A 15,187-nucleotide genomic window follows, 5' to 3' on the forward strand; every position below is an offset into this window, starting at 1 on the left:
GATGAACCTTGCCGCGCTCGACTGGCGCCGTTTCCTGACGCCGACGAAACTCAAGCTCTTGGCAGCGCCGGTCTTCATTTTCCTCGTGCTCACCATGATGGTGCTGCCGCTGCCACCGTTCTTCCTCGACGTGATGTTTACCTTCAACATCGCGATGAGCATCGTGGTGCTGCTGGTGGGGATGTACGTGCAGCGTCCGCTTGAATTCGCGGCATTCCCGGCGGTGCTGTTGGTGACGACACTCTTGCGCCTTTCGCTCAACGTCGCGTCTACCCGCGTGGTGCTCTTGGAAGGGCACACCGGGCCCGACGCCGCCGGTAAGGTGATCGAGTCGTTCGGACAGTTCCTGGTGGGTGGGAACACCGCAATCGGCGTGGTGGTCTTCGTGATTTTGGTGGTCATCAACTTTGCCGTGGTCACCAAAGGGGCCGGACGGATCGCCGAGGTGAGCGCGCGGTTTACGTTGGACGCGATGCCCGGAAAGCAGATGGCGATCGACGCCGACCTCAACGCGGGTCTGATCGACGAAGCCGAGGCGCGTCGTCGCCGCCGCGAGATTCAGAAAGAGGCCGAATTCTACGGTGCGATGGACGGTGCGTCGAAATTCGTGCGCGGCGACGCGGTCGCAGGCATCCTCATCACGCTGATCAACGTGCTGGGGGGACTCGCGGTGGGGACGATCGTCCACGGTATGGATTTCGGCCGCGCGATCGACACCTACGTGCTGCTGACGATCGGTGACGGGCTGGTGGCGCAGATTCCTTCGCTGATGATCTCGATCGCCGCTGGGATGGTGGTCTCACGCGTCGCAGAAGAGGAGAAAGAGGAAGACGTGGGTGGCCAGCTCTTGGGGCAGCTCTTCAGCAAACCGCCGGTCCTGATGATTGCGGCGGCGATCGTCGGGCTCCTGGGGACGATCCCGGGGATGCCGAATCTGGTTTTTCTGCTCATCGCGGGCGGGCTCGGGTTCCTGGCGTGGAAGCGCTGGCAGCACGAAGTCGCGAAAGCCGCGGCAGCGGCGCGAACCGCGCCGCCTCCGCCCACCGAAGAGACGGTCGAGGCCACATGGAACGACGTGCAGCCCGTGGATGTGTTGGGGTTGGAGGTGGGGTATCGGCTGATCCCGCTCGTCGACCCGCAACAAGGGGGCGAACTGATCAAACGGATTCGCGGGCTGCGCAAGCGTTTTGCGCAAGAGGTGGGCTTTTTGCCCCCCACCGTTCACATTCGCGACAACCTGGAGCTCAAACCGAACGTCTACCGCGTGATCGTCAAAGGGGTCGAAATCGCGAGCGCCGAAGTCTTCCCAGGCCAATATCTCGCGATCAATCCGGGGCAGGTGACCGGGCCGCTCTCAGGACGCGAAACGACCGACCCGGCGTTTGGTTTGCCGGCGATATGGATCGACGCCACGCAACGCGAACGGGCGTACGCGCTGGGGTACACCGTAGTCGATGCCGCGACCGTGGTTGCCACCCACCTCAACCAGATTCTGGTCGACCACGCGGCAGAGTTGCTGGGGCGCGAAGAGGTGCAGGCGCTTCTCGATCGCTTCAAGCAAGAGGCGCCGAAACTGGTCGAAGACGTGGTGCCGACGCTCGTGACGGTGACGCTGCTCCACAAAGTGCTGCAGTTGCTGCTCGAAGAGGGGGTGGTGATCCGCGACCTGCGCACGATCCTGGAGACGCTCGCCGAACATGCGCCGAAGACGCAAGATCCGTACGAACTCACCAGCCGGGTGCGGGAGGCGCTCGGGCGCGCGATCGTGCAGTCGCTCGTTCCGGGGCAGCAGAAAGTGCCGGTGCTGGTGCTCGATCCGGGGCTCGAACGCGTGCTGTCGCAAGCGGTGAGCGGGGCGGCGCAAGGGGCGATCGAACCGGGACTTGCCGATACGCTGCTGCGCCGGATTTCCGAAGCCGCGCAGCGGATGGAGCAGAGCGGCAAAGCGCCGATCCTCCTCGTCCCGCCACAATTGCGCTGGCTTCTGGCCCGCTTCCTCAAGCGGTCGGTTCCCATGCTTCGGGTGTTGTCGCACGCCGAGATGCCCGACAACCGCGGGATCGAGATCGTCGAGATGATCGGGGCCGCATAGCGCCGAAATTGCGGCGGTTTTCCCCGCCTTCTCTTCACGTCGATTTCCTGGTTTCGCCGCGATAATGGCGGTAAGACCGCACGAAGCGAAGGAGTGCGACCACCATGAACGTGAAAAAGTTTCGAGCTGCCACCGCGCGCGAAGCCCTGAAACTGGTCAAAGCAGAACTGGGGGAGGACGCGATCGTACTCGCGAACCGCTCGGTGCCCGGTGGCGTCGAGATCATCGCGATGCCCGCAAGCGAAATCGCATCATCACCTCCCCCCGCGGCATCGGTCAAGCAAAGCAGCGCGCCGAAACCCACAACGATCCGCCCGTTCGAACCGCCCCGCATCGTCACTGCGGACTATGCGGCACGGCAAGAGGATGTTGCCGCTGCCGGCGAAGCGGCGCGGGTCAAAGCAGGGCTCGAAGCGTTGCAGAAGCGGCTCGGGCGCGACGCGGGACGGAGTGTCACTGAGCCGGAACCACCGTCGGCGGCAGCGGTGTCCCCGACGGTGACGCAACAGATCGAGACGTTGCACGAACAGAATGCGCTGCTCGCGCGTGAATTGCAGCAGGTGCGCGCGCTCATCGAGCAGCAGCTGGCAGGGTTTGCGTGGAACGAAGCGATCCGCAAAGCGCCGGGGCGCGCGCGTGTGTTGGGTGAGATGCTCGACGCCGGTTTTTCCCCGGCGTTGGCGCGCGCGATCTGCGACAAGATCGAAGCGCACGCCGAGGCCGACGCGGCGCGGGAGGCCGCGAAAGCGCGGCTTGGCGCGCGTTTGGCGGTGGTCGGTGACGACGACGAATTGATCGCCAAAGGCGGGGTCTATGCGATCGTGGGGCCGACGGGGGTCGGCAAGACCACCACTACTGCGAAGATCGCCGCGCGCTGCGTGGTGCAGCTCGGTGCCGCGCGCGTGGCGATGATCACCACCGACGGTTTTCGGATCGGAGCGCAAGAGCAGTTGCGCATCTACGGACGCATTCTGGGGGTGCCGGTCTTCGCGGTGCGCGACGCGCAAGACCTGCGGTTGACCCTCCAAGAGCTTGCGACCAAACACATCGTCTTGATCGACACGGTGGGGCTGAGCCAGCGCGACAAAGCGGTCGCGCAACAGATCGCAATGCTTTCCGGGGGCGGTGTCGTCAAACGGTTGCTCTGTCTCAACGCAGCGAGCCGAGGCGATACGCTCGATGATGTAGTGCGCGCGTTCGGCGGGGAAGGGTTGGCGGGCGCGATCATCACCAAAACGGACGAAGCGGTTTCACTAGCCGCTGCGCTCGACGTGGTCGTGCGCCATCGCCTTCTGGTGCATTACGTGGCCAACGGCCAGCGGGTACCCGAAGATCTCCATCTGCCGAATCGCGCCTATCTGCTCGACCGCGCCTTTCGCGTGAATCGCGGCGAAGAGGCGCCGTGGCGGGTTGCGGCAGACGATGCGGCACTGTGGTTGGCGCACGCGGCCAGTGCATGACGGAGGTGCAGGATGTGGCGACATGACGATCAAGCAGCGACGCTACGGCGCTGGTTTCGCCGCGAACCCCCGGCGATGCATAGCCTCTATGCCGCGGGGCGCGACTGGGCCCGGATGACGGAACGGTTCATGACGCGACTGGTCACGGTGAGCGGCCGGGCGCTGCTCGCGGATGAGGCTACCGGCTCGGTGACGCTACCCGAAGCGCGCGGCGTGGGGCGACCCGCGGACCTGTTGTTGGTGTTGCAGACGCAATCCCCACGACAACGCTTCGATCTCACCTTGCGTCAAGGGTGGGGGTACCTCAACCTGAAAGCCGCGGCAGTGGCGCTTCCGCTTCTCGACGAAACCCAGCGCGAGCGGCTCTTTGCCGCATTCGAGCACCACGCGCGGCGTTACGACGTGGTGGTTCTCTTTGGCGGTGGGGCAAGCGTTGCCGACGCGTCGTGGTGGCTGACCTCCACCCCGCGCCATTGGCTCTTGGCGGAAGTAAGTGGCAGCGGGTGGCGGGCGGCGCTCGAACGGGCGCGCGAACTCGTCCATCTGGGGGTCGATCGCATCACGCTCCTTGCCGACGGCGCCGATCTGCGCGAAGCGGCCCGGTTCCTTGCCCACCTGCAGCGCGCGATCGTGCGCCAAACCTCGTTACCCGTTTGGCAAGCCGCGCCATTAGCATTACTCGATACCCTCTGGCCGGCGGAGGGCGTAGCCGCGTGAGTGTGACCCTATCCCCGCCGCGTTGTGGTAAAAACAGCGCTAGCGGTTCTGCGCGCGCTCGGTGGCTGGCACAGCTCGACCGCGCATTTTTCGTCGGCTGTCGGGATGCGCCCGATCCAAAATGGTGGGGTATGGCGGGAAAAACCACACGTGACGTCAACCAACTGGTCCAACACTACGCCCCGATGGTCAAGCGGATGGCGATGCAGCTCGCTGCGCGACTGCCCGCCAACATCATGCTTGACGATCTCATCCAGTACGGCATGATGGGGCTACTGGAGGCGATCGAACGCTACGAAGTCCAGGACGACGCGCAGTTCGAAACCTACGCGGTGGCGCGGGTACGTGGTGCGATGCTCGACGCGCTGCGCGGCAACGACTGGGTGCCCCGCTCGGTGCGGCAGGCGATGCGCGAGGTCGAAGCGGCGATCGAGCGGCTCACCCACCAATTGGGACGGCAACCGTCGGACGCGGAAGTGGCCGACGCCATCGGTTGGTCGCTCGAAGACTATTTCGCGACCCTTTCCGCGGCGCAAGGCCATGCGGTTCTCTACTACGACGACCTGATCGATGAGGACCAGGGGCGATCCGGAGCGGCGCATTTCCTCGAGCGCCACCTTGGCGACGATTCGGCCAATCCGGAAGCGCTCGCCGAACGGCGGGAATTGCAATCCCGGATCGCGCACGCGATCACGCAACTGCCGGAACGCGAACAGACGGTGCTCGCGCTTTACTACGAACACGAACTCAACCTCAAAGAGATCGGCGCGGTGCTCGAGGTGAGCGAATCGCGCGTCTCGCAAATCCTCTCGTCGGCGATTGCGCGCATCCGCGCGCAGCTTTTGGGACAATCGGCCGCGGCAGGAAAGCGGCGCGGCCGGCCGCGTAAGCAAGCCGCCAAGGACGATCCGGGAGCGAGCGGATGAAGGATTTCACCACGGTCGTCGGCTTGCTGCTTGGGTTGGTTGCGATCGTCGGCGGTTTCGTCGTCGAAGGGGGGCACCCCCTTTCGCTCGTCCAGTTCGGTGCGTTTCTCATCGTCTTCGGTGGGACTTTCGCGGCGCTTTTCGTTCAAACGCCGTGGCCGATTTTCGTCGATGCGCTCAAAATGTTGGGGTGGCTCTTTCGCACGCCGGTGAGCGACCCCGAGGAGTGGATCGCCAAAGCGGTGGAATGGGGGCGTACCGCGCGCCGTGAAGGGTTGTTGGCGCTGGAGATCAAAATCGCGACCGAAACCGACCCGTTCGTGCGCAAAGGGTTGCAACTTCTGGTCGATGGTATCGAACCTGAACGGCTGCGCGAGGTGCTGACCACGGAACTCGAAGTGCTCGAAGAGCAGTTCAAGGTGCGCGCCAAGGTGTGGGAGTCGGCTGGCGGTTACGCGCCGACCATCGGAATCATCGGCGCGGTGCTGGGGTTGATCCACGTGATGGAGAACCTTGCCGACCCCGCTCAATTGGGCAGTGGCATCGCGGTGGCGTTCGTCGCCACCATCTACGGCGTCTATTCGGCGAACCTGCTCTATATCCCGATCTCGAAAAAACTCCTCACCTACGCGGCCGAACTGATCCTGACCCGCCAGATGCTGGTCGAAGGGTTCGTGGGCATCGCGAGCGGCGAGAATCCGCGACTCGTCGAGGGAATGATGCGCAGTTTCCTGCCCGGGAGTGAATCCGAAGCAGAACCGGGCAGCGGGGCGATTGGTTAGCGGGAACGGCGATGGCACGGGCGCGACGGAAAAAGGGTGAGGAGCACGAAAACCTCGAGCGCTGGCTCGTGAGTTACGCCGACTTCATTACGCTCCTCTTTGCCTTTTTCGTGGTGATGTACTCGATCTCGTCGGTGAACGAAGGGAAGTATCGGGTACTGTCCGAGTCGATCTATGAAGCGTTTCGGGCGGGTGTTCTGGTGCCGAAACCCGGCGAGCGGCGGGAAGAGTCGGTGATCCCAGCCTTTGTCGCCGGATTGCCGCTCGCGGTGAAGCGGCGTGGCGGGAAAGAGGGCGACGAGGAGACGTCGCGCGAAGCCCGGGTCAAGGCGGCGCTGGAAGCGACGGCTCAGACCGCGAATGCGGTGCGTGCGGCACTGGCACCGATGATCGAAAACGGTGACGTGCGGGTGACCGAAGGGGCGTTTGGCGTGACGATCGACGTGGGGGCGGAGATCCTTTTCCCCAGCGGCTCAGCAAATCTTTCGCCCGTTGCCCTTTCGGCGTTGCGCCCCATCGCTCGGGTCTTGGCGCAAAGCGGCGATTTCCCGATCCAAGTCGAAGGTCATACCGACAACGTGCCGTTGCGGCCGGGTGCTGCGTTTCCGTCCAACTGGGAGCTCTCTGCGGCGCGCGCCGCAGCGGTGGTCCGTTTCTTCGTCCAAGAGGGTGTCGACCCAAGCCGCCTGGCAGCGGTGGGGTACGCCGATCAGCGCCCGATCGCCGACAATCTCACCCCGCAAGGGCGGGCGCGCAATCGGCGGGTGACGATCCGGCTCGAGACGATGGCGGGGCTCGATCAGGAACAAACGCCCGTTACGCCGCTTCCCCCTTCTGGCGCGAGCATTCTGCCGCCGTCGCTGCTATCGCCTCCGCAATGAGCTTGGGGCCGCGATAGATCAGACCGGTGTAGATCTGCACGAGGGTTGCGCCTGCTGCGAGTTTCGCGCGTGCGTCGTCTCCGCACAAAATTCCGCCGGCAGCGATGATGGGGATCTTACCCTGAAGGGCGTCGGCAAGTGCGCGTACCACCGCAGTGCTGCGTGCAAAGAGGGGGCGTCCGGAAAGGCCACCAGTTTCGTTGCCGTGCGGCAGGTGCGCGACGCCATCCCGCGCAATCGTCGTGTTGGTGGCGATCACGCCGTCGATCTCGAACGTGACCAGCGTTTCGGCGATTGCGGCAATCGCGTCGTCGTCGAGGTCCGGGGCGATCTTGACCACCAGCGGGGTGTGTTTCCCGCTTTTCGCCTCGAGACCAACCGTCTCCTCTTTGAGTCCGTCCAGGAGCGCCGCAAGGGCGTCGCGCTCCTGCAAGGAACGCAACTGTTGCGTGTTGGGGGAGGAGATGTTGATCGTGACGTAATCGGCGATCTCCCAAACCGCTTGCATTCCCATGCGGTAGTCGTCGAACGCGGCTTCGATCGGGGTCGTCGCGTTCTTGCCGAGGTTGATCCCCAGGATCCCACGAAAACGGCGGTGGCGCAGATGGGCAACGAGCGCCTCCACGCCGTCGTTGTTGAACCCCATGCGGTTGATCAGCGCCTGCGCTTCGGGAAGGCGAAAGAGCCGCGGTTTGGGGTTGCCCGGCTGGGGCCTCGGCGTGACCGTGCCCACTTCGATCGCGCCGAAACCGAGGTGCGCGAGCCCATCGACCGCAATCCCGTTTTTGTCCAAACCGGCTGCCAGACCCACCCGATTCGGAAAACGGAGTCCCATCACGGTGACGGGCGCGGCTTCGGGTGGTGGAGGGGGGGCGACGCATTTGCCGTAGCGGGAGAGAGCAGCCAAGGTCAGTTCGTGCGCTTGTTCCGGGTCCAAGGTAAAGAGGAGCGGGCGCACGAGCGCGTAAGGAATGGGAGGTAACGCCATCTCGTTTGGAGTAGGAGGAAAGACGCAACGATTCTAACGCGAAGGATGCGCGGCCGCCAACGGGGGCGTGACCGGGTGCCATTCGGCGTCGCGGCCGGGACAGAATCCTTCGAGCGGCTGGAAGCGCGCTTTGTACGCCATGGTGCGCGATCCGGCAATCCAATACCCCAGGTAGACGTAACGCAACCCGGCGCGTTTCGCCTGCGCGATCTGCCACAAAATCGCGTAGGTTCCATAGGAGGCGTGCGGCTCTTCGGGCTCGTACCAGGTGTAGACCGCTGACAGGGCGTCTGGCAGCACGTCGATGAGCGAGACCATTTTGAGCACGCCTTCCGCGGTGCGAAATTCGACCAAGCGGGTATCGAACGGACTCCACAACAGGTGCTCGATATAGGCCTGTTCGCTGCGTTCCGCTTCTGGCAATGCGTGGCGCAACGAGACGTAGCGCGCATAGAGCGCATAGTGGTTGCGGTGAAACGCAAGCGGGAGTTCGCGTGCGGTCAGTTGCTGCGAAAGCCGCTTTTCGGCGCGTCGCTGGCTGCGGTTGGGTTGAAAACGCGCCACCGGTACCCGCACCGAAATGCACGCGCGGCAATCGTCGCACGCCGGGGTGTAGAGGTGTTCGCCGCTGCGGCGAAAGCCGCGTTGTAGCAGCTCTTGATAGTCGAAAAGGGTCGGTTCGGCAAAAGGGAGCATCACCCGGGAGCGTGCCGTGCGGCCCGGCAGGTAGGGGCAGGGGTAGGGAGCCGAAGCGTACCAAGCCCAACGCTCTTGCGGCGTCAAAGGGCTCCGTTGGTTCATGCGAATGCCTCGCGCAACGCCGGCGCCCGCGCTCGTGCGGCCGCAAGCCACGGTGTCAGGCACGTCACCAGCTCCCTCGTGGTGCAGGGTGCGCCGCCACGAGACGGTATTTCGCAAGCAGCGTCACCGCTACGGTGCGCCGCGTCTCCCCACCATTGCGGTGCGGGAGCGGCGGTGATCGCGCGCGCCAGCACCGTCTCGAACGCGTCGCGTGGGATCGCCATGCCTCCCATGAAACGGAGGTGCGCGGTGCTCATCTGGCAATCGATCAGCACGATTCCTCGTTCGAACGCCTCGAGGACCAAGCGCGCCAACGCCATTTTCGACGCATCTGGCTCGAAATGAAACATCGACTCGCCGAAAAAGATGCGGTCGAGACAGACGCCGTAGAGGCCGCCCACCAGATGATCGTCGTGCCACACTTCGATGCTGTGCGCAAACCCCAGGCGGTGCAGCGTCGTGTACGCGTCAATCATCTCTGGCGTGATCCAGGTGCCTTCGCGACGTGTGGTGGCGCACGCCGCGATCACCGCATCGAACGCGGTATCGACGCGGGTAACGAACGGCACCTGCTTCATGCGCTTCTTGAGCGAACGGTGCAGACGAAACGCTTCCGGCAGCAACACCATGCGCGGTGCAGGCGACCACCACAGGATCGGCTCGTCTGCTTGGTACCAAGGGAAGATGCCGTGGCGGTACGCGGTCACGAGCCACGCCGGCGTGAGCGCCCCGCCTGCCGCAAGCAGCCCGTTGGGTTCGGTAAGCGCCGACGCCGTGGCCGGAAAGTGGGGCGGCGCGGTGGGGTCGAGCCAGGGAATCATGGTACGATCGCTGCGCTTGGCGTCACACGGTTAGGGAGATTGTGCCATGAAGCGAAGCTGCGCCCAATCGGTTGGGTTTGCGCTTGGCCTTTTCCTCACGGCGTCGCTTGCGTCCGGTGAAGAGATCGGCGAAGTGTCGACGGTGTGGAAATTGATCGGGCCGAACCACAAGATCGTGGTCGAAGCGTTTCCCGACCCCGACGTCGACGGCGTGGTCTGCTACGTTTCGCGCGCGAAAACGGGCGGGATCAAAGGAGCGTTGGGCGTTGCCGAAGACCCGTCGGATGCGTCGATCGCCTGCCGCCAAGTGGCGCCGATCCGTTTCAAGCGTCCGCTGCCGCAGCAAGATTCGATCTTTTCCGAACGGGCGTCGTTGATCTTCAAGAAGGTGCAGGTAGTGCGGATGGTCGACCGCAAACGCAACGTGCTGGTCTATTTGACCTATTCGGACCGTTTGATCGAAGGGAGCCCGAAGAACAGCATCACCGCGGTCGCAGTGGGGGACCAGAAGATCCCCCTCGACGATTGAGCGGTGAGGCGCGGACGTCAGTTCCCGCCCGTGAGTTTGAGAAATTTCTGCATCAACTGCTCTTTGGTTTCCTGGTGCGCCGGGTCGACGATGATGCAGTCGACCGGACACACCTGCTGGCATTGCGGTTCGTCGTAGTGGCCCACGCATTCGGTGCATTTGTCCGGGTCGATTTCGTAGATTTCGTCGCCCTGATAGATCGCGTTGTTGGGGCATTCCGGTTCGCAGACGTCGCAGTTGATGCACTCTTCGGTGATTTTCAGAGCCATTGCGTTACTCCTCAAGGGTTGGGGAAAGGTTACGAGAGTCGTCGTTGCAAATAGTGGAGCGCTGCCGGGGTGACGAAGCGCGAGACGTCACCACCCAGTCGGGCGATTTCACGGACCATCGTCCCAGAGATGAACATGTATTCGTCTGCCGGGGTCAAGAAGACCGTTTCGATTTCCGGATAGAGCTTGCGGTTCATCCCCGCCATTTGAAATTCGTACTCGAAATCGGAAGCCGCGCGTAAGCCCCGCAGGAGGATCCGCGCCCCGTTGGCGCGCAGAAAATCGACCAAGAGCCCGTCGAACCCGACCACGGTGACGTTGGTAAGATCAGCGAGCGACTCGCGCGCGATCGCGACCCGCTCTTCCAGCGAAAAGAGCGGATTTTTCCCATGGCTGCGCGCCACCGCGACGATCAGTTCGGGAAAGAGCCGTGCGGCGCGGCGCACCAAATCTTCGTGCCCTTTGGTCATCGGGTCGAAGGTGCCGGGATAGACGACTGTGCTGTTACTGGGCCTCATCGGAATTCGTTTGTGGCAAACGCTCCAGCAAATGGTAATGGACTTGGCCCGCGCTACCCCGTTTCACCACCTGCCACGCGCCCAAATGGTCGAGCGGCGTTTCGGCTTCGGCGTAGATCGTGCCGGAGGCTTTGACCAGGCGATCGAGGTGGGGGGTGAGCTTCTCGAGCCAGCCAGCGCGGTAGGGTGGGTCGAGAAAGAGCAGATCGACCGGCTCCGTCCACGCCGCCGCGCATTGTAACGCATCGCGCACCACCACGGCTACCCTTTCTGGTGCAAGGGTTTGCGCCCAGCGGTGCAGCGACGCGGCGAGCCGCCGGTTGCGCTCGACCAGGAACACCTGTTGCGCGCCGCGCGACGCGGCTTCGAAACCGAGCGCGCCGCTACCGGCGAAGAGGTCGAGGCACGTCCGGCCGTTCAGCCGCTGTCCCAACCAGTTGAAGAGCGTTTCGCGTACCCGATCCGGGGTAGGGCGCAGCCCGGGCGCTTCGGGAAAGGTAAGGCGTCGCCCGCGCCATTCGCCACCGATGATGCGAACGTGCCCCATATTCGTTGCGCTGCCTGACGTTCAGTGCGCCGTTGCCGCCGCGTCGGGTGCCGGGGGCGCGTTCGACGCGGAACTTGGGGCGTTGGGTTGGTCGCCAGCACCGCCCACCCGTACCCAAACGAGCGCGTTCGGATCGATGCGCCGGCGAAACGCGTCGCGGATCTGTTCGATCGTCACTGCGCGCACCGCTTCGGGGTAGCGTTCCAGCCAGTCGGGTGGCAGTCGGTAGTAGCCGACCACGGAGAGAAACGCGGCGAGCTTGCGGTTGGAGTCGATCCGTAGGCCGAAGCCGTCGGCGAGTGCGCGTTTCGCCAACGCCAGTTCTTCGGGTGTCGGTCCTTCGGCGAGGAAGCGCGCAAGGGTTGCAGCGACCACCTCGCGCGCCGCGTCGGCATGACGGCCACGGGTTTGCAGGCGGATGACGAACGGGCCAGGCTGTGCCAGGGGCTCGAGCGCGCTATAGACGCTGTAGGCGTAGCCCCGTTTCTCGCGTACCTCTTGCATCAACCGAGCGCTGAAGCTCCCCCCGCCCAGAATCCAGTTGCCGACAAGTAACGGAAAATAGTCAGGGTCGTCGCGCGACAGCACTGCCATACCAATCGCCCAATGGGTCTGTTCCGACGGATGGTCGCGCACGATCGTCTGCGGCGTTGTCGCCGGAGCGGGTACCGGGGGCAGCGCCGGCAACGCTTCGCCTGGCGGCAGCGCCGCAACGAGCGTGCGCGCCAACGCCGCGGCTTCGTCGTGGGTGAGCGCGCCGACGATCGTCACCTGAGCGGTTGCGCGGGTGTAATGGCGTTTGAAGAACGCGACGACGTCGTCGCGTGTAAGCTGAGCCAGCGACGCCTCCGTGGTCAGTTGCCCGTACGGGTGGTCGCGATAGATCGCCGCGGTCATTGCCCGTTCGGCCAGGACCTCCGGACGGGTGAGCGCGTCGCGCAACCCCGCGATCATGCGCGCCTGTTCCCGAGCAAAGACCGCTTCCGGAAAGGTGGCGTCGCTGAGCACCTCCGCAACCAGCGTCGCCGCGGCGGAGCGGATTTCCGGTTTTGCCAGTGTCCGCCAAGAGAGCGTCGCGCGGTCTGGGTCGACGCCGCCGGTAAGGTCGGTTGCCAGATCGGCAAACGCCTCGCTGAGCGCCTGTTCGTCGTGTTGCGTCGTGCCTGCAGTGAGAAGCGTTCGCGTGAGCGCCGCGAGGCCAGCTTTGCCGGGCGGGTCGCGGCGGCTGCCCGCGTCGAACGAAACGATGACGTCGACCAGAGGGATGCCGGGGCTCATCACGAAGTCGACGGGAACCCCGTCAACCACGAAGCGGTCGCTCACCGCGGCCCGAACCGGCGTGGTCAAACCAAACCCCACGAGCAGGGCCAAAGCCACCGTGGTCAGCCAATGGTACAGACGGCGTGGGAACAGGCGTGAATGGGCAATCCGGGGGGCACTCATTGCGTCCGCTCCTCTTCAGATTCCTGAGTGGCGCGTTGCGGCAGGACATCGACGCGGGTCATCGTCGTTGGGTCGAACCACCGTTGCGCCGCTTGCTGCACTTCGGCAGGCGTCACGGTTTGTAAGAGGCGTAAGAAGCGCACTTCGGCATCAAAGGGCAACCCCACCGCGCGCGCCATGCCGATGCGCATCGCTTGTCCCATCAGGGAGTCGCGCTGATAGACTTGCTGCGCTTCGTACTGACGCAGCACGCGTTCGAGTTCGGCTGGGGTGACCCCCTCGCGGGCAACGCGCTGAACCGCCTCATAGAGCGCCGCGGCGAGCCGATCTGGGGAGACCCCGGGGGCGGCTTGGGCGTCGAGCGCGAAAATGCCCGGGCCGCGGCCCATCACGTCGGCACTGGCGGAGACCGAAACGGCAATTTTCTGCGTTTTCACCAGTGCCTGCGGCAGGCGCGCGCCATCGAAGCCGTCGAGCACCGCGGCCAACGCCACCAAAGCTGCGACGGTACGATCACGGTCCGGGTCCGTGAGTGGGGGTACTTTCCAGGCAAGCGTCACGCTGGGTAGTTCCGTTTTGCCATAGACCACCGCGTGTCTCGGCCCGTGCTGTGGCGGTTCGTCGGTGCGGGTCCGTTCGCGCACGGTCGGGACCGGTTTCGCAGGAATCTGCCCGTAGATGCGTTTGGCTTCGGCAATGACCGATTCCGGGTCGACGTCGCCCACCACTACCAAATGGGCGTTGTTGGGGGCGTACCAGCGGGCGTACCACGCTTTGACGTCGTCGAGCGTAAGCGCCGCAAGATCGGTGGGCCAGCCGATGATCGGATTGCGATAAGGGTGGGCGAAGAAGAGCGTCGCCATGAGGGTTTCGTACCCCAGCGCCTCGGGGACGTCGTCGGTACGGAGCTTACGCTCTTCGATCACCACGTTGCGCTCTTTCGCAAACGCGTCTGGGTCGAACGTGAGGTTCACCATGCGGTCCGCCTCGAGCGCCATCACCGTGGGCAACCCTTGCGGGGGCACCTGCTGGAAATAGGCGGTGTAATCGCGGCTCGTAAAGGCGTTGTCCTGCCCACCCAGTTCGGCGACGCGGCGGTTGAATTCCCCCGCGGGTACCGTCTTCGTTCCTTTGAACATCATGTGTTCGAACAGATGGGCTACACCGCTCTTGCCTGCGGGCTCGTCGACATTGCCGACGTCGTACCAGACCATATGCACGACCGACGGTGCGCGATGATCCGGAACCACCAGTACCTCCATGCCGTTGTCGAGCCGAGCGGTAACGACGTGTGGTGCCTGCATTGGTGTGGCGTGCGGTTGCGATTCGGCATGCACAGGACCGAAACCGAAAAACCACACGGAAAAAACCGCGATCGATAGCCATCGCTTCATCAGCTGCTCCTTTCGTTATCGCGCGATGATAGCCGATTCCCAAGGGGATCGTTTATAATCGCAAGATTCGACGGCAAAACGGACAAAAGGTTCGCCATGTTCAGTTGGTTGCACCGCCTCAAAGCGGGCTTGTCGCGCACCCGCGGGCAATTGGTTTCGCTCTTTACCGGGCGCAAGATCGACGAAGCGTTCCTGGAAGAGCTCGAAACCACCCTGCTGATGGCCGATTGCGGTATCGAGGTGACCGAAACCCTGATGGCGCGGATCCGTGAGCGGATCAAGCGGGACCGGCTGGAAGCGGCCGAATCGCTGCGTCAGGTGCTGGCCGACGAGCTCGAAACGTTGTTGGCGCCTTTGGAAGCGCCGCTCGACGTCAGCGTCGCGCACCCCTTCGTGATCATGGTGGCGGGCGTAAATGGCGCCGGCAAGACGACCTCGATCGGGAAACTCGCCCGTTGGTACCAAGCGCAAGGCAAGAAGGTGATGCTGGCTGCGGGCGACACGTTTCGTGCCGCGGCGCGCGAACAGTTGGTGATCTGGGGCGAACGTAACGGCGTGCCGGTGATCGCGCAAGAGAAGGGTGACCCCGCCGCGGTGGCGTTCGATGCGGTGCAGGCCGCGAAAGCGCGCGGCTATGACGTGCTCATCGTCGATACCGCGGGGCGCTTGCCCACGCAACTCCACCTCATGGAAGAGATCGCCAAGGTGCGACGGGTGATTCAAAAAGCGGAACCCAGCGCGCCGCACGAAGTGCTGCTGGTGCTCGATGCCAATATCGGTCAAAACGCGATCGCGCAGGCCGAAGCGTTCGACAAAGCGATCGGCGTCACTGGTTTCATTCTCACCAAGCTCGACGGCACCGCAAAAGGAGGTGTGATCGCGGCGCTTGCGAAACGGCTGCCGAAACCGGTTCGTTTCGTCGGTGTCGGCGAAGGGGTAGATGACCTTCGGCCGTTTGTCGCGCGCGACTTCGTCGCCGCGCTGGTGGGCTTAGAACGCTTGGAATGAGCGCGCGCCGC

Annotated in this window: 16 protein-coding genes; 8 read left to right on the forward strand and 8 right to left on the reverse strand. The window is 64.1% G+C overall.

What is annotated here, in order from left to right:
• Position 1 precedes the first annotated feature (1 nt).
• From flhA to motD, 6 genes are all read left to right on the forward strand, one after another.
• Positions 2 to 2,092 carry a flagellar biosynthesis protein FlhA gene (gene flhA, locus ACYQ4Z_RS08730; protein WP_459860749.1) on the forward strand — a complete coding sequence of 697 codons (2,091 nt, stop codon included), beginning with the start codon at positions 2 to 4 and terminating at the stop codon, positions 2,090 to 2,092.
• A 104-nt stretch (positions 2,093 to 2,196) separates the two neighbouring features.
• A complete protein-coding gene (gene flhF / locus ACYQ4Z_RS08735; protein ID WP_459860698.1) occupies positions 2,197 to 3,552 on the forward strand; it encodes a flagellar biosynthesis GTPase FlhF in 1,356 nt (451 codons plus the stop codon).
• 12 nt (positions 3,553 to 3,564) lie between these two features.
• Positions 3,565 to 4,269: a hypothetical protein gene (locus ACYQ4Z_RS08740; protein WP_459860699.1), complete on the forward strand. Its 705-nt coding sequence runs from the start codon at positions 3,565 to 3,567 to the stop codon at positions 4,267 to 4,269.
• On the forward strand, positions 4,266 to 5,195 hold the full coding sequence (locus ACYQ4Z_RS08745) for an RNA polymerase sigma factor FliA (RefSeq protein ID WP_325162785.1): 930 nt from the start codon (positions 4,266 to 4,268) through the stop codon (positions 5,193 to 5,195). Before ACYQ4Z_RS08740 ends, ACYQ4Z_RS08745 begins: the two co-directional genes overlap by 4 nt.
• Complete coding sequence (locus ACYQ4Z_RS08750; protein ID WP_219973132.1) at positions 5,192 to 5,977, forward strand: flagellar motor protein; 786 nt, start codon at positions 5,192 to 5,194, stop codon at positions 5,975 to 5,977. The genes ACYQ4Z_RS08745 and ACYQ4Z_RS08750 overlap by 4 nt, the downstream gene beginning before the upstream one ends.
• Positions 5,978 to 5,988: 11 nt before the next feature.
• Positions 5,989 to 6,858, forward strand: coding sequence for a flagellar motor protein MotD (gene motD / locus ACYQ4Z_RS08755; RefSeq protein ID WP_219973133.1), 870 nt, complete (start codon positions 5,989 to 5,991; stop codon positions 6,856 to 6,858).
• On the opposite strand, the gene ACYQ4Z_RS08760 is transcribed toward motD, so the two are convergent.
• From ACYQ4Z_RS08760 to aat, 3 genes are read right to left on the reverse strand one after another with little or no spacing between them, the layout of a single operon-like run.
• Positions 6,794 to 7,831 (reverse strand): quinone-dependent dihydroorotate dehydrogenase, encoded by a 1,038-nt coding sequence (locus ACYQ4Z_RS08760; RefSeq protein WP_219973168.1) that lies wholly within the window; start codon positions 7,829 to 7,831, stop codon positions 6,794 to 6,796. The two genes, motD and ACYQ4Z_RS08760, sit on opposite strands and share 65 nt — an antisense overlap.
• Positions 7,832 to 7,879: 48 nt before the next feature.
• A complete protein-coding gene (locus ACYQ4Z_RS08765) occupies positions 7,880 to 8,647 on the reverse strand; it encodes an arginyltransferase (protein WP_459860701.1) in 768 nt (255 codons plus the stop codon).
• Positions 8,644 to 9,468: a leucyl/phenylalanyl-tRNA--protein transferase gene (gene aat / locus ACYQ4Z_RS08770; RefSeq protein WP_459860703.1), complete on the reverse strand. Its 825-nt coding sequence runs from the start codon at positions 9,466 to 9,468 to the stop codon at positions 8,644 to 8,646. The genes ACYQ4Z_RS08765 and aat overlap by 4 nt, the downstream gene beginning before the upstream one ends.
• A 46-nt stretch (positions 9,469 to 9,514) precedes the next feature.
• Here aat and ACYQ4Z_RS08775 point away from each other — a divergent pair, with 46 nt between their 5' ends.
• On the forward strand, positions 9,515 to 9,997 hold the full coding sequence (locus ACYQ4Z_RS08775) for a CreA family protein (RefSeq protein WP_119335589.1): 483 nt from the start codon (positions 9,515 to 9,517) through the stop codon (positions 9,995 to 9,997).
• Positions 9,998 to 10,014: 17 nt separating this feature from the next.
• Here the strand turns inward: ACYQ4Z_RS08775 and ACYQ4Z_RS08780 are convergent, their stop codons facing one another.
• Genes ACYQ4Z_RS08780 through ACYQ4Z_RS08800 form a run of 5 tightly spaced genes read right to left on the reverse strand, consistent with a single transcriptional unit; the run spans position 10,015 to position 14,168 of the window.
• Positions 10,015 to 10,266, reverse strand: coding sequence for a YfhL family 4Fe-4S dicluster ferredoxin (locus tag ACYQ4Z_RS08780; protein WP_219973135.1), 252 nt, complete (start codon positions 10,264 to 10,266; stop codon positions 10,015 to 10,017).
• 29 nt (positions 10,267 to 10,295) lie between these two features.
• Complete coding sequence (coaD, locus tag ACYQ4Z_RS08785; RefSeq protein WP_119335587.1) at positions 10,296 to 10,784, reverse strand: pantetheine-phosphate adenylyltransferase; 489 nt, start codon at positions 10,782 to 10,784, stop codon at positions 10,296 to 10,298.
• Positions 10,771 to 11,331: a 16S rRNA (guanine(966)-N(2))-methyltransferase RsmD gene (gene rsmD / locus ACYQ4Z_RS08790; protein WP_219973136.1), complete on the reverse strand. Its 561-nt coding sequence runs from the start codon at positions 11,329 to 11,331 to the stop codon at positions 10,771 to 10,773. The genes coaD and rsmD overlap by 14 nt, the downstream gene beginning before the upstream one ends.
• Before the next feature lie 21 nt (positions 11,332 to 11,352).
• Complete coding sequence (locus ACYQ4Z_RS08795) at positions 11,353 to 12,774, reverse strand: M16 family metallopeptidase (RefSeq protein ID WP_219973137.1); 1,422 nt, start codon at positions 12,772 to 12,774, stop codon at positions 11,353 to 11,355.
• Positions 12,771 to 14,168: a M16 family metallopeptidase gene (locus ACYQ4Z_RS08800; RefSeq protein ID WP_219973138.1), complete on the reverse strand. Its 1,398-nt coding sequence runs from the start codon at positions 14,166 to 14,168 to the stop codon at positions 12,771 to 12,773. Before ACYQ4Z_RS08800 ends, ACYQ4Z_RS08795 begins: the two co-directional genes overlap by 4 nt.
• A 96-nt stretch (positions 14,169 to 14,264) precedes the next feature.
• Between ACYQ4Z_RS08800 and ftsY the strand changes: the two genes are divergently transcribed.
• Positions 14,265 to 15,176, forward strand: coding sequence for a signal recognition particle-docking protein FtsY (ftsY, locus tag ACYQ4Z_RS08805; RefSeq protein WP_119335583.1), 912 nt, complete (start codon positions 14,265 to 14,267; stop codon positions 15,174 to 15,176).
• Positions 15,177 to 15,187: the final 11 nt, after the last annotated feature.

The sequence above is a fragment of the Hydrogenophilus hirschii genome, assembly GCF_054656675.1.

Bases quoted from the DNA above. Each gene is read 5' to 3' on its own strand.
- flhA (WP_459860749.1), top strand. From the start codon at position 2: ATGAACCTTGCCGCGCTCGACTGGCGCCGTTTCCTGACGCCGACGAAA.
- flhF (WP_459860698.1), top strand. From the start codon at position 2,197: ATGAACGTGAAAAAGTTTCGAGCTGCCACCGCGCGCGAAGCCCTGAAA.
- ACYQ4Z_RS08740 (WP_459860699.1), top strand. From the start codon at position 3,565: ATGTGGCGACATGACGATCAAGCAGCGACGCTACGGCGCTGGTTTCGC.
- ACYQ4Z_RS08750 (WP_219973132.1), top strand. From the start codon at position 5,192: ATGAAGGATTTCACCACGGTCGTCGGCTTGCTGCTTGGGTTGGTTGCG.
- motD (WP_219973133.1), top strand. From the start codon at position 5,989: ATGGCACGGGCGCGACGGAAAAAGGGTGAGGAGCACGAAAACCTCGAG.
- ACYQ4Z_RS08765 (WP_459860701.1), bottom strand. From the start codon at position 8,647: ATGAACCAACGGAGCCCTTTGACGCCGCAAGAGCGTTGGGCTTGGTAC.
- aat (WP_459860703.1), bottom strand. From the start codon at position 9,468: ATGATTCCCTGGCTCGACCCCACCGCGCCGCCCCACTTTCCGGCCACG.
- ACYQ4Z_RS08775 (WP_119335589.1), top strand. From the start codon at position 9,515: ATGAAGCGAAGCTGCGCCCAATCGGTTGGGTTTGCGCTTGGCCTTTTC.
- ACYQ4Z_RS08780 (WP_219973135.1), bottom strand. From the start codon at position 10,266: ATGGCTCTGAAAATCACCGAAGAGTGCATCAACTGCGACGTCTGCGAA.
- coaD (WP_119335587.1), bottom strand. From the start codon at position 10,784: ATGAGGCCCAGTAACAGCACAGTCGTCTATCCCGGCACCTTCGACCCG.
- rsmD (WP_219973136.1), bottom strand. From the start codon at position 11,331: ATGGGGCACGTTCGCATCATCGGTGGCGAATGGCGCGGGCGACGCCTT.
- ACYQ4Z_RS08795 (WP_219973137.1), bottom strand. From the start codon at position 12,774: ATGAGTGCCCCCCGGATTGCCCATTCACGCCTGTTCCCACGCCGTCTG.
- ACYQ4Z_RS08800 (WP_219973138.1), bottom strand. From the start codon at position 14,168: ATGAAGCGATGGCTATCGATCGCGGTTTTTTCCGTGTGGTTTTTCGGT.
- ftsY (WP_119335583.1), top strand. From the start codon at position 14,265: ATGTTCAGTTGGTTGCACCGCCTCAAAGCGGGCTTGTCGCGCACCCGC.